14 protein-coding genes are annotated in these 13,015 nt (G+C 27.6%); 12 read left to right on the top strand and 2 right to left on the bottom strand.

The genetic code is table 11. From position 1 onward, the window contains the following. The first annotated feature begins 23 nt into the window (after positions 1–23). Entirely contained in the window at positions 24–839 is an 816-nt protein-coding gene (noc, locus tag ACTHUW_RS08490; RefSeq protein WP_442197489.1) for a nucleoid occlusion protein, read from the top strand. A gap of 6 nt (positions 840–845) precedes the next feature. On the opposite strand, the gene ACTHUW_RS08485 is transcribed toward noc, so the two are convergent. After that, a complete protein-coding gene (locus ACTHUW_RS08485; RefSeq protein ID WP_442197488.1) occupies positions 846–1,457 on the bottom strand; it encodes a DNA-3-methyladenine glycosylase in 612 nt (203 codons plus the stop codon). Positions 1,458–1,586: 129 nt separating this feature from the next. On the opposite strand from ACTHUW_RS08485, the gene ACTHUW_RS08480 reads away from it, so the two are divergent. From ACTHUW_RS08480 to ACTHUW_RS08430, 11 genes are all read left to right on the top strand, one after another. Then, positions 1,587–2,360: a ParA family protein gene (locus tag ACTHUW_RS08480; RefSeq protein ID WP_442197487.1), complete on the top strand. Its 774-nt coding sequence runs from the start codon at positions 1,587–1,589 to the stop codon at positions 2,358–2,360. Positions 2,361–2,362: 2 nt separating this feature from the next. After that, positions 2,363–3,232 (top strand): ParB/RepB/Spo0J family partition protein, encoded by an 870-nt coding sequence (locus ACTHUW_RS08475; protein ID WP_442197486.1) that lies wholly within the window; start codon positions 2,363–2,365, stop codon positions 3,230–3,232. 96 nt (positions 3,233–3,328) lie between these two features. Then, the gene (locus ACTHUW_RS08470; RefSeq protein ID WP_442197485.1) at positions 3,329–4,213 is read left to right on the top strand and encodes a PhzF family phenazine biosynthesis protein; all 885 of its coding nucleotides are present in this window, start codon (positions 3,329–3,331) and stop codon (positions 4,211–4,213) included. A 103-nt stretch (positions 4,214–4,316) separates the two neighbouring features. Further along, on the top strand, positions 4,317–5,681 hold the full coding sequence (hydG, locus tag ACTHUW_RS08465; RefSeq protein ID WP_442197484.1) for a [FeFe] hydrogenase H-cluster radical SAM maturase HydG: 1,365 nt from the start codon (positions 4,317–4,319) through the stop codon (positions 5,679–5,681). 9 nt (positions 5,682–5,690) lie between these two features. Beyond that, on the top strand, positions 5,691–7,046 hold the full coding sequence (gene hydE, locus ACTHUW_RS08460) for a [FeFe] hydrogenase H-cluster radical SAM maturase HydE (protein WP_442197483.1): 1,356 nt from the start codon (positions 5,691–5,693) through the stop codon (positions 7,044–7,046). Positions 7,047–7,057: 11 nt separating this feature from the next. After that, complete coding sequence (hydF, locus tag ACTHUW_RS08455) at positions 7,058–8,269, top strand: [FeFe] hydrogenase H-cluster maturation GTPase HydF (protein ID WP_442213041.1); 1,212 nt, start codon at positions 7,058–7,060, stop codon at positions 8,267–8,269. Positions 8,270–8,376: 107 nt separating this feature from the next. After that, complete coding sequence (locus ACTHUW_RS08450) at positions 8,377–9,168, top strand: formate/nitrite transporter family protein (RefSeq protein WP_442197481.1); 792 nt, start codon at positions 8,377–8,379, stop codon at positions 9,166–9,168. Between the two features lie 27 nt (positions 9,169–9,195). After that, a complete protein-coding gene (locus ACTHUW_RS08445; RefSeq protein WP_442197480.1) occupies positions 9,196–10,347 on the top strand; it encodes an aminotransferase class V-fold PLP-dependent enzyme in 1,152 nt (383 codons plus the stop codon). 23 nt (positions 10,348–10,370) lie between these two features. After that, positions 10,371–10,907 carry a DUF4446 family protein gene (locus ACTHUW_RS08440; protein WP_442213039.1) on the top strand — a complete coding sequence of 179 codons (537 nt, stop codon included), beginning with the start codon at positions 10,371–10,373 and terminating at the stop codon, positions 10,905–10,907. Between the two features lie 6 nt (positions 10,908–10,913). Then, the gene (locus ACTHUW_RS08435) at positions 10,914–11,792 is read left to right on the top strand and encodes a diacylglycerol/lipid kinase family protein (RefSeq protein ID WP_442197478.1); all 879 of its coding nucleotides are present in this window, start codon (positions 10,914–10,916) and stop codon (positions 11,790–11,792) included. Between the two features lie 62 nt (positions 11,793–11,854). Then, positions 11,855–12,094, top strand: a complete 240-nt coding sequence (locus ACTHUW_RS08430; RefSeq protein WP_442197477.1) for a YkuS family protein — start codon at positions 11,855–11,857, stop codon at positions 12,092–12,094. Here ACTHUW_RS08430 and yyaC read toward each other — a convergent pair. Then, the gene (gene yyaC, locus ACTHUW_RS08425; RefSeq protein ID WP_442197476.1) at positions 12,091–12,675 is read right to left on the bottom strand and encodes a spore protease YyaC; all 585 of its coding nucleotides are present in this window, start codon (positions 12,673–12,675) and stop codon (positions 12,091–12,093) included. The two genes, ACTHUW_RS08430 and yyaC, sit on opposite strands and share 4 nt — an antisense overlap. Positions 12,676–13,015 lie beyond the last annotated feature (340 nt).

Here is a 13,015-nt window from a genome sequence, read left to right as displayed (position 1 = left end):
CACTGTCGGAAAGGATGATATAAATGAATTATGTAAGCCAAGAAATTTTAAATATACCTATTAATGAGATCAAACCTAATCCTTATCAACCAAGAAAAAATTTCAGTCAAAAAGCTATAGAAGAGTTAAGTAGGTCGATAAATGTATATGGTGTACTTCAACCCATAAGCGTTAGAAAGATAGCAGAAAACAATTTTGAATTAGTAGCAGGTGAAAGACGTCTTCGTGCAGCAGGATTAGCAGAACTTGAAACTATACCAGCTATTTTAGTAAATATGAAAGATCAAGATTCCGCAATGCTTGCCTTAATAGAAAATCTTCAAAGAGAAGATTTAAACTTTTTAGAGGAAGCAGAAGGATATTGTAATTTGATAAATGATCATGGACTAACTCAACAAGAACTTGCAGAAAAAGTAGGTAAAAATCAATCTACTATAGCAAATAAGTTAAGAGTTCTTAGACTTCCAGAAGAAATAAAAAAAACCTTGGTAGAAAGCTCTTTATCTGAAAGACATGCAAGAGCACTTTTAAGATTGCCAGAAGAAGATCTTCAATATAAAATATTAGATAAAATAATAAAAAATGATCTTACAGTTAAAAAAACGGAAAGCTTAATAAAATCACTATTAGAAGATCTAACAACTATTAAAGAAGAAGCAGAAGAAAAAACAAAACAAAACATCAAATCTTTAATAAACTTTAAAATATATTTAAACACATTGAAAAATGCATATACTGCAATAAAAGATAGTGGAATAGAAGCAAAATATCAAGAAAAAGATACAGGTGATTTTATAGAAGTAACAGTTAAAATACCCAAAAATAAAAAGGTAGTATAAATTATACTACCTTTTACTAATATAATTACTATCAGAAATATAAAATCTCCAAAGGAAATCTTTTGCTTCTTCGGCATAATCTATTCCAACTCTTTTACTTTCAATTATTTCAAATTCGGTTTCTTCTCCCTCACAAATATAAAGGATATCATCTGTTAGATCACATCCATTTATGTCCCGGGTAATGCCAAGAGCTTGTGTGAGTTTTCCTGGACCATTAGTTAGATTTTTAATTTGTGTTTTGCTGAGTTCATTATATTTCTTATCAAATCTATTTAATGATATAGTATCAAATTCATTCATAGGTTCAAGACCTCTTAAAAGTACACCTTGAGGAAGATCTTTATCTCCTGATACTATATTTAAACAATTATAAATGCCATATATGAGATAGACATAAGCATGGCCTGCATCTTTAAACATAGTTTCGGTTCTTTTAGTTCTCTTATTCATATATGTGTGAGATGCTTTATCATGTTCTCCCATATAAGCTTCTACCTCTACTATCTTTGCTATGAATTTTTTATTATTTTTATTAAAAACCAAGAATTTTCCTAACAAATCTTTTGATAACTCTAATGCAGATTTTCTATAAAAGCTTCTCTTTAATTTATCCATATCATTCTCCTTTTTAGTCTTTATATACTTTTATACCCTAAAGAGATATAATTTATAATATAAGTATAGGAAAATAATTTAAATTTGATATAATAAGTATAACAATGGAATATGAGTGGAGATGGTTTAATGGCAAAGGTAATTGCGATATTTAATCAAAAAGGTGGCGTAGGCAAAACCACTACCAATGTAAATCTAAGTGCTTGTGTTGCAAAACTAAATAAAAAAGTACTTGTTTTAGATATAGACCCTCAAGGAAATACAAGTAGTGGATTTGGTATAGATAAAAAAATAGTAGATAAATCTATTTATGACGTATTAATTGAAGGGGAAGATATAAAAAGTGCAATAATAAAAACTGAAAATGAAAATTTGGATATAATATCTTCAAATGTAGATTTAGCAGGAGCTGAAATTGAATTAACAAATAGAGATGAAAGAGAACTTATATTAAAGAAATCTCTAGAAGGCATAAGGGATGATTATGACTATGTATTTATAGACTGTCCACCTTCACTAGGGTTGCTTACAATAAATGCACTTGTAGCAGTAGATAGTGTTATAATACCTATACAATGTGAATATTATGCTCTAGAAGGAGTAAGCCAACTTATGAGTACAATAAAGCTCATAAAAAGAAGCTTAAATCCAAAATTAGAAGTAGAAGGAGTAGTTTTAAGCATGTTTGATGGAAGAACTAATCTTTCCATTCAAGTGGTAGATGAAGTGAAAAAATATTTCAAAGGAAAAGTTTATACAACATTAATTCCTCGTAATGTAAGACTTGCAGAAGCTCCAAGCCATGGCTTATCTATAATAGATTATGATCCTAAATCTAAAGGAGCAGAAGCATATATGGAACTTGCAGAAGAATTTTTAGATTATATTGAGGATGTGATATAGGTATGGTTAAGAAGAAAAGAGGGCTTGGCAAGGGATTATCTGCTTTAATTCCTGATGATCCAAATGAAGAAATAGAAACAGATAAAGGAATAGAAAAAGTAGAAAATATAAAAATATCAGATATAAAACCAAATAAAAATCAACCAAGAAAAGATTTTAATGATGAAACAATAAAAGAGTTAGCTCTTTCAATAGAAAAAGTGGGTTTAATACAACCTATAATAGTAGGGAAAACAAAAACAGGTTATGAAATAATAGCAGGAGAGAGAAGGTTTAGAGCTGTACAAAAATTAGGCTTAGAAACTATATCTGCTATAATAAGAGAAGATAATCAAAAGAAATCAGCAGAAATAGCGCTAATAGAAAACATTCAAAGAGAAGATTTAAATATAATTGAAGAAGCATATGCTTATGAAAGCATTTTAAATAAAAATGATATAACCCAAGAACAACTTGCAGATATTTTAGGTAAGAGTAGGTCAAACATTACAAATGTAATGAGACTTTTAAAATTATCAAAAAAGGTTCAAAACATGATAAAAGGTGGATTATTAAGTAATGGTCATGCAAGAGCCCTACTTTCACTAGAAGAAAAAGAAAAGCAATATAAAATAGCACAAATAATAATAGAAAAGAAATTAAGCGTAAGGGAAACTGAAAAATTAATATCAGAAGTAAATGGAACAAATACCAAAGAAAAAAAGATAAAAAAGCAAAAAGATCCTTTAATAGTAGAAATAGAAGAAAATCTCAGGAAAACATTAGGTACTAAAGTAAATATAAACAAAGGAAGAAAAAAAGGTAAAATAGAAATAGAATATTATAATGATGATGATTTAGATAGAATAATAGAATTATTAAATGGAGAGTAAAATGTTTCACGTGAAACATTTTTAAAGTAATCATTTCCAATGTAATATATTACTATTTCTGTTATAATTAATTGAAAGATGTAGAGGAGGTTTAATATGGAGCTAATAATGTATCTAGTAGATGCATTTACAGATAAAAAATTTAGTGGCAATCAAGCGGGTGTAATACCGGATGCCAGAAAATTAAATTCTAAAGATATGCAAAAGATAGCTAAGGAATTAAATTTATCTGAAACAGCATTTATACAAAAAATAGATGATGACAACTATAAGGTTAGATTTTTTACGCCGACTCAAGAGGTAGATCTTTGTGGACATGCTACCATTGCTACTTTCTATACCTTAGTAGAAAAAGGATATATAAATGGTATAGAAGGTAATAAAAAAAGATACTATCAACATACTAAAGCAGGTAAGCTATATGTAGATGTATATGTGGAGGGAGAAAAAATAGATAAGGTTGTAATGGAACAAAAAAAATCTGAATTAATAGAAAAAGATGTGGATATTATAGAATTAGCAGATGCTATGAATATAAATATTGATGAAATATCTTTGGGAGAAGAAAGTTTAATTCCCCAAATTATATCTACAGGATTACCTGATATAATAGTTCCTATAAAAAACAAAGAAATTTTAGATAATTTGATAATAGACAAAGAAAAGGTTAAAAAATTATCTAGTAAATTAGAGGTTATTGGAATTCATGCTTTTAGCATAGATCAAGATAAAATATATTGTAGAAACTTTGCACCTCTTGTAGGAATAGATGAAGAAGCAGCAACAGGAACAGCAAATGGAGCCTTGTTTTATTATATGAGAAAAAATAATTTAACAAATAAAGATGAAATAACAGTTAATCAAGGTGAAAGTTTAGATAGACCTTCACAAATAGTATGTAAAACAAGTTATGCTAATCCAGATGTTATTGAAGTTGGAGGAGTTGCATCTATAATACTCGAAGGAATAATTCACCCTTAAAAAAGTGTAGACTAAATTTAGTCTACACTTTTTTAGTTCATTTTTATATAAATATAATAAAAATTATGCTATAATAGTTATATATTTAACAAGGGGTGAAAATATGATAATAGATGAGAAAAAAATAGAAGATATATTAAAACAATCTAAAAATATAAGTTTAGAAAAGATAGATAAGATATTAGATAAGGCAAGTAAAGGTAAAGGATTAAGTTTAGAAGAAACATCAATACTTCTAAATGTAGAAGATGAAAAAAACATAAGTAAAATATACAATATAGCAAAAAAAATAAAAGAAGATATATATGGTAAAAGAATAGTATTGTTTGCACCATTATATTTAACAAATAAATGTATTAATAATTGTCTTTATTGTGGATTTAGAATGGATAACAAAGAATTAACTAGAAAGACTTTAAGTGTAGGAGAAATAATAGATGAAGCAAAGGCACTAGAGTTAAGTGGACAAAAAAGACTCCTTTTAGTGGCAGGTGAAGACCATGTATCTGCACCTCTAGATTATATAATAGAATCAATAGATGCTATTTATAAAAACAGTGATATGAGAAGAGTAAATATAAATGCAGCTCCTATGGATAAAGAAGATTTTGTGAAATTAAAGGAAGCTGAAATAGGAACCTATCAATGTTTTCAGGAAACTTATCATAAGAAAACATATGAATATAATCATCCAACTGGTCCTAAATCTGATTATGACTATAGACTTAGTGTAATGGATAGGGCAATGGAAGCTGGAATAGATGATTTAGGTATGGGAGTACTATATGGTTTATATGATTATAAATTCGATACAATAGCTCTACTTATGCATGCAGAGTATCTAGAGAAAAAATATAATTGTGGACCTCATACTATATCACTTCCAAGACTTAGACCAGCACCAGGAGCAAAAATGGAAGAAATACAATATCCAATTACTGATAGTGAATTTAAAAAATTAGTAGCAATTATAAGACTAGCAGTTCCTTATACAGGAATTATTTTATCTACTCGTGAATCTAGAAAATTAAGAGATGAATTATTAGATTTAGGGGTATCACAATTAAGTGCTAATTCAAGTACAAGCCCTGGAGGATATAAGGAAAATAAAAAACATAATTCAGATCAATTTTATACATCTGATGAAAGAACACTTGATCAAGTGGTAAAGTCAATAAGTGATACAGGATATATCCCAAGTTTTTGCACAGCTTGTTATAGGGTTGGTAGGACAGGAGAAGATTTTATGAAATTAGTTAAAGCTGGAAAAATGAAAAGTATATGTAGGTCAAATGCCCTCTTAACTTTAAAAGAACACACGCTAGATTATGCATCAGATGAAACCAAAAAAAGTACACAAAAGATAATAGATGATCTATCAGAAAATGTAGAAGATGAAAAATTACAAGATGAATTAAATGAAAGACTTAAAAAAATGGAAAATGGTGAAAGAGATTTATATTTCTAGGAGGAAGATATGAGTATATTAAATAAGTTTATAAAAGATGAATTTGAAAATCCACATATATTAATATCTATTTCTAATTCAAATATGATTCATATAAAAAACACATTAGATAAAAGTCATATATTAAATGAACTTATACCTACACCTAAAGGTTTTGGAGAAATATGTACTACTGCTATTAAATTCAATAAAAAAGATAAAGAAAAGATAGAAGGTTTATTAAAAGATAAAAAAATATATTATGAAGGAATACATTCCTTAGAAAATAGATATAAATATAATTTGTCTAAAGCAATAGATATGGAAATACCAGAAAAGATGAAGATGATTTTAAGGAAAGTTTCTTCTAATATAAATTTAAACAAGGAAGATATTATATATGTATTAGAAAGTAAAGATGATAATGAATATAAATCACTTATAAAAGCTGCAGATATTATAAGAAGCGAATGTGTAGGAGATAGGATAGAGGTTAGAGCAGCAATAGAATTTTCTAATTATTGTATGAAAAACTGTAATTATTGCGGTCTTAGAAAAGATAATAAACAATTTAGATATAGAATGAGTAGGGAAGAGATATTAAATGAAGTTGATAAGTTATATAAATTAGGAATAAAAACAGTTATACTTCAATCAGGTGAAGATCCATTCTACACTACAGATATTATATTATCTATAATTAAAGAGATAAAAGAAAAATATAAAATGGGTATAACCTTAAGTATAGGTGAAAGAAAAGAAGAAGAATATAAATTATTTAAAAAAGCAGGAATAAATAATTATTTGCTTAAAATAGAAACAGCAAGTAAAGAATTATATGATTATATCCATCCTGATAGCAAATTAGATGAAAGAATAAAAAATACACAGTGGATAAAGAATTCAGGGATTAGGATTGGTTCAGGAGGTATGATAGGACTACCTACTCAAACATACTCTGACATAGCAGATGTAATATTATTTCAAAAAAATTATGGAGTTCATATGATAGGCTTTGGTCCGTTTATACCAAGTAAATCCACACCATTTGAAAATGAAAAGTCTTCTGACTTAAAGCTTAATTTAAAGGTAATTGCACTGACAAGGATAATATGTCAAGATGTTTTTCTTCCTGCCACAACAGCTATTTCAACCCTAAAAAAAGAAGCTCAAGCATTAGCTCTCATGGCAGGTGCAAATACTATAATGCTTATAAGTACTCCAGATAAATTAAAAGAAAAATATAGCATATATTCAAATAAGAAGATGGTAGATTTAAGTTTCACAATAGAATCCACCAAAGAAGCTAAAAGAAAGCTACCTAAATATTTAAATTATGATTATATAAAAAAATTAGGTTATGAAATAGATAATGATTTGAAATGAGGAGATAACTTTTGAATAAAAGTCCAAGAGCAAATAGACTTCACATAGGTATATTTGGTAAGAGAAATATAGGTAAATCAAGCCTTATAAATACACTTACAAATCAAAGTGTATCATTGGTTAGTGATATAAAGGGAACAACCACAGATCCTGTATATAAGGCTATGGAATTACTTCCCATAGGACCTGTAGTATTTATAGATACAGCAGGAATTGATGACGCGGGAGAATTAGGTAATCTAAGAATCAAAAAAACATTAAATATTTTAGAAAAAACTGATATGGCTATTATATTATTAGATTTTAAAACAAATAATCTTCATTATGAAAAAGAATTAATAGATAAATTTAAAAAGAAAAACATACCTTTTATAGGAGTAGTAAATAAAATTGATATAGAAGATGGAGATATAGAAGGATTAAAAGAAGAACTAAATATGGATATATTCAAAATAAGCACAAAGACTAAAATAGGTATTGAAGAATTAAAAGAGAAACTAATTACCTTATCAAAATATATAGAAGAAGAAAATTTCATAATCAAAGATAAAATACAAAAGAATGATGTAATAATTCAAGTAACACCCATAGACAAGGCAGCACCAAAGGGAAGGTTGATACTACCACAAGTACAAACCATAAGAGAAGTATTGGATGCAAATGCCATAAATATTGTAGTTCAAGATACTGAACTTGAAGAAACCATTGAATTATTTGGTGATAAAATTAAAATGGTTATAACAGATTCTCAAGTCTTTGGCAATATAAAAGATATAGTGCCAAGAGAGATTTTACTTACAAGTTATTCTATACTATTTGCCAGATACAAAGGTGAACTTTTAGAATTTGTAAGAGGAATAAAAGCAATAAGAAATTTAAAAGACAAAGATAATATATTAATAAGTGAAGCTTGTACTCATCACAAACAAAAAGGTGATATTGGAAGGGATAAGATACCTAGGTTTTTAGAAGAAATATCAGAAAAGGAACTTAATTTTAATTGGAGTTCAGGAAATAGTATAGCGGAAGATATTTCTAATTATAATATGGTAGTTCATTGTGGAGCATGTATGATAAATAGAAAAGAAATGCTTTCAAGAATTCAAAGAGCAAAGGAAAAAAACATTCCTATAATTAACTACGGCATATTTTTAGCATATAAACATGATATACTGGAGAGAGCTTTGGAAATATTTCCTGAGATAAAGAAAGAATTATATTAATAGCAATAAAACCAAAAATGTTTCACGTGAAACATTTTTGGTTTTATTGATTCTTAGGGAGATTTTTAGTATAATTTTATTAAAGTTAAAATAAAGGAAGTGATTTTATGGACAAGAAAATGTTAACGCCTAAGGAAGTAGCAGATGCTACTATACAAGTGGCTGAGGGGAAAACTAGATTAAATTTCATGCAAAGTTTGCTTTTATCTATATTCGCAGGAGTGTTCATTGGTTTTGGATCACATGGGTTTCTAACAGTTACTCAGACTCTTGGCAATATTGATGTTGGTTTATCTAAATTTATGGGAGCTTCAGTCTTTCCTGTAGGACTTATGTTGGTTTTAATGGCAGGGGCTGAATTATTTACTGGGAATAATCTCATGATAATGGCTTTATTAGATAAGAAAATCAGTTTAGCTTCTTTATCTAAAAACTGGATAATAGTATATACAGGTAATTTTATAGTATCTATATTATTAGCATATGCTATATATAAATCTGGATTATATGATGGAGAAAGTATAAGTAAATTAGTTATTTCTGTTAGTGAAGCTAAAGTTTCTATTTCTTTTTATGAAGCATCAATAAGAGGCATACTTTGCAATATGATAGTAACATTATCAGTATGGTTTGCTACAGCAGCAAAGGATGTTATAGGTAAAATATTTGCCATATGGTTTCCTATAATGCTTTTTGTACTTTCGGGATTTGAGCATAGTATTGCAAATATGTTTTTTTTACCACTTGGAAAGCTTTTAGGACTAGATACTTCATGGTTAGATATATGGGTTAAAAACTTAATACCAGTAACAATTGGCAATGTTATTGGAGGAGGAATTATAATTTCAGGAGTATATTATTTAACTTATATATTGCCGCATAAAACTATAAAGAGATAAGAGTATAAAAAACAATGGGGTGAAAATTTGATTTATTTAGATAATGCAGCAACTACATTTAAAAAACCAGAGATTGTATATGAAAAAATGATAGAATGCATGAAGGATTATTCTGCTAATCCTGGACGTGCTGGGCATAAGCTAGCTATGAGAGCAGGGAGAGAGATTTATCAAGCAAGGGAAAATTTAGCGAAATTATTTAATATAAAAAATCCAATGAATATAGTATTCACACAAAATGCTACAGAATCGCTTAATTTAGCAATAAAAGGATTCCTTAAAAGTGGAGATCATGTAATCACAACAACAATGGAGCATAATTCAGTACTTAGGCCTATAAAAACCCTTGAAAAAATTGGTGTAGAAAACACTATAGTTAAATGTGATAAAGAGGGATTTATAAAAACACAAGATATAAAGAAAGCTATAAAAGAAAATACAAAATTGATAGTAACAACTCATGCATCTAATATAACAGGTAGTATTTTGGATATAGAGGAAATAGGAAAATTAGCAAAAGAAAATAATATTTTATATCTAGTAGATTCAGCTCAAACGGCAGGTATATATGATATAGATGTAGGTAGAATGAATATAGATATGTTAGCCTTTACAGGTCATAAAAGTCTTTTAGGTCCTCAAGGTACAGGAGGATTATATATAAAAGAAGGGATAAAGGTAAATTCCCTAATAGAGGGAGGTACAGGTAGTAAATCACATGAATTAGATCAACCTGATATATTGCCTGATAAATATGAAAGTGGTACTCCTAATACTCCTGGTATTGTAGGCCTTTCAGCAGGGGTTCAATATATATTAGATAAGGGAATAGAAAAGATAAGGCAAGAAGAAGAAGAACTACTAAAAATTTTCATAGATGGAATAAAAGATGTTAAAGGAGTAATACTATATGGTCCCAAAGATATAAGCAAAAGAGCTCCTGTAATACTTTTAAATATTGGAAGCGAAGACTCATCAGAAATAAGTTATATATTAGATAATGTATTTGATATACAAACAAGATCAGGACTTCATTGCGCTCCTCTAGCACATGATACAATAGGAACATTAGAAAGAGGCGCAATTAGATTTAGTATAGGGCCATTTAATACAAAAGATGATATAATAAAAACAATAGATGCAATAAAGCAAATTGCTAAAGAAGTAAATGATAATTAAATTAGGGGAAGAGGTAGAAGGTTATGGAGAGTGTTCTAGAACTATTAGACTTATATAGAGATCAAGTTATTATAGGGGTTATAATATTTTCTTTAATATTATTCTTATTATTTTTGATACAAGAATATAGGGTATCTAGTTTAAAGAAAAGGTATAAAAAGTTATTAGTAAACTCTAATGGAGATAATCTAGAAGAGACTTTATTTAAAAATATAGATATGTTAAATGAATCAAAATTAGAAATGAAAAATATAAATGATAAATTAGAATTATTAAATGAAAAGGTTAAGAGTTCAATACAAAGAGTTGGAATTATGAGATATAATGGCTTTGATGACATAGGTAGTGATTTAAGTTTTTCAGTGGCCTTATTAGATGAAAACAATACTGGACTTGTAATTTCTAACTTATATGGTAGAAATGAATCTATTTGTTATGGAAAACCAATAGTAAATGGAGAATCTGAATATAAATTATCCATTGAAGAGATACAAGCTATAGATAAGGCAAAGAGAAATTCTTTGTATATGGAAGGTAAAATGAGAAGGGCCACAAGGTAGCATAAAATGAAAATTGCATTTATAATAAATCCCATAGCAGGAAAAAACAGAAAAAAAGATATAAAACCTATAATTGAAATGCATATAAGCAATAGTCATTATGAGTATATTATTGTTTATACAGATGGCATTGATGATGCAAGAATCCTAACTAAAAATTTTTTAGATGAAAACTATGAAATAATAGTTGGAGTAGGTGGAGATGGAACAATAAGAGAAGTTGCAAGTGGTATAAAAGAAAAGGGAAAAGGAATACTTGGTATTATTCCTATGGGTACAGGAAATGATTTAGCTAGATCATTAAATGTTTCTTTAAATATAAATGAAGCATTAAAAAGGATAATAAGAGGAAAAACAAAAGAAGTTAATATAGGCTTAGCAGAAGAAAATATATTTTTAAATGTTGCAAGCATTGGATTAGATGCAGAAATAGTAAAGAATACAAAGCTATTTAAAGGAATATTTAAAGGTAAAGTAGCGTATACAATGGGTATTTTAAGAACTTTGCTGATATTTAAATCAAAGGAAGTTACTATAGAATATAATAACATTAAAAGAGATGAAAAAATATTATTAATAGCCCTAGCAAATGGAAAATATTATGGTGGAGGGATTAAAATAACTCCACAAGCAAAAATTGATGATAATAAATTAGATATCTGTATAATAAAAGAGATACCTAAGTTTAAGCTGTTATTTTTATTTCCTTCAGTTTATAATGGAAATCATGGAAAGTATAAAAAATATGTGGAGTTTATTCGAGTAGATTCTTTTAATATTGATACAAAAGATGAAGTTTTTTTAAATATAGATGGGGATATTCTAAGTAAAAAAGGACTAATAAAATTTAATTTATATGAAAAAAATATTAATATAATAATATAGTACATAATAACCCTCCAAATTAGAAATACTAAAATAAAATTTCTAATTTGGAGGGTTATTATATGAAAAAAATATCTATACAAGAAGGATTAAATGAGTTAGCTAGTGAGCTTATAAATAGAGGCTATGAAATAGTAGAAAATAATTCAGATGCATATATTTATATGGCAGATGGATATAATATGTCAAACTTATCAAATATAAATAGCGATAGAGAAACATTACTTATAAATGCTACAGATAAAACTATAGATCAAATAGAAGATATATTAAATAAAGGATATTATACACCGCTGTTTTAATTGATGTTTTTATTATCCATATTTAATTTGGTAATAGAATATATAATTGAAGAGGATATTATATTAGCCATTTTCATAACTATATTTAAACGCGTATTTTGAAGTAATATAAATTCCATAAAACCTGCAATATTTACAACACCTGTTATATGAATATTTCCTATTTCAGGTAATTGCTTGTTTACACCTGATCCTGGTTTTAGAGGTCCATCCCATACTGTTACAAAACCAATTCTATTATATAAACCAAGTGAAGCATCAATTGCAATTACAAATGGATTTATATAAGTCTTATTAATAAGGTCTATATACTCATGTAGATTTTTAGCATGTACAGGTTTATCTAAAGTACCATATAAATGAATGTTTTTATTTTTTGAAACAAGTCTTTTATCTAAGAAATAACCAACTAAAGGCCCTAGGGAATCTCCTGTAGATTTATCTGTCCCTATGCAAATTATAACTAAATCAGTATAATTAGGAGTATATAGATCTATTAATTTATTTAACAATATATTAGTGAATGTAGAAATAGCAAAATCTGCATTAGAATCTATTGAAATATTTTTATTATCTATCATTAGTCTCACCTCTTTATACATATTTAAGTAATAATATGATTTTAACCATAATTGATTTTTAAAATACTATAAATATTTTTTATTTTAATATATACCCATTATTAATCTAAACAAAGGTTTTTTTAAAAAGAGTTGACAAGCTCAAAATAATTTGATATAGTAGTAAAAGTCGTCAGGGAAGCACACGACAATCAAAACTTTATATTATCAATCTTAAGCGTAAGCAAGAAATCTTTAAAAAAAGAATTTCAAAAAAAGGTTGACAAGCTTCAAAAAAACTGATACAGTAGTAAGAGTCGCCGGTAACAAGTGCGATGAACAATTGGTCTTTGAAAACTGA

Source organism: Senegalia sp. (in: firmicutes), from assembly GCF_052088025.1.
Lineage (GTDB): Bacteria > Bacillota > Clostridia > Tissierellales > SIT17 > Anaeromonas.
Note: the sequence above shows the minus strand (reverse complement) of the source record. Positions and strands in the feature narration are given on the sequence as shown.

Excerpts from the sequence above, each read along its gene's own strand:
- ACTHUW_RS08480 (WP_442197487.1), top strand. The coding sequence starts at position 1,587 with ATGGCAAAGGTAATTGCGATATTTAATCAAAAAGGTGGCGTAGGCAAA.
- noc (WP_442197489.1), top strand. The coding sequence starts at position 24 with ATGAATTATGTAAGCCAAGAAATTTTAAATATACCTATTAATGAGATC.
- ACTHUW_RS08450 (WP_442197481.1), top strand. The coding sequence starts at position 8,377 with ATGGACAAGAAAATGTTAACGCCTAAGGAAGTAGCAGATGCTACTATA.
- ACTHUW_RS08475 (WP_442197486.1), top strand. The coding sequence starts at position 2,363 with ATGGTTAAGAAGAAAAGAGGGCTTGGCAAGGGATTATCTGCTTTAATT.
- ACTHUW_RS08440 (WP_442213039.1), top strand. The coding sequence starts at position 10,371 with ATGGAGAGTGTTCTAGAACTATTAGACTTATATAGAGATCAAGTTATT.
- hydE (WP_442197483.1), top strand. The coding sequence starts at position 5,691 with ATGAGTATATTAAATAAGTTTATAAAAGATGAATTTGAAAATCCACAT.
- yyaC (WP_442197476.1), bottom strand. The coding sequence starts at position 12,675 with ATGATAGATAATAAAAATATTTCAATAGATTCTAATGCAGATTTTGCT.
- ACTHUW_RS08430 (WP_442197477.1), top strand. The coding sequence starts at position 11,855 with ATGAAAAAAATATCTATACAAGAAGGATTAAATGAGTTAGCTAGTGAG.
- ACTHUW_RS08470 (WP_442197485.1), top strand. The coding sequence starts at position 3,329 with ATGGAGCTAATAATGTATCTAGTAGATGCATTTACAGATAAAAAATTT.
- hydG (WP_442197484.1), top strand. The coding sequence starts at position 4,317 with ATGATAATAGATGAGAAAAAAATAGAAGATATATTAAAACAATCTAAA.
- ACTHUW_RS08435 (WP_442197478.1), top strand. The coding sequence starts at position 10,914 with ATGAAAATTGCATTTATAATAAATCCCATAGCAGGAAAAAACAGAAAA.
- ACTHUW_RS08485 (WP_442197488.1), bottom strand. The coding sequence starts at position 1,457 with ATGGATAAATTAAAGAGAAGCTTTTATAGAAAATCTGCATTAGAGTTA.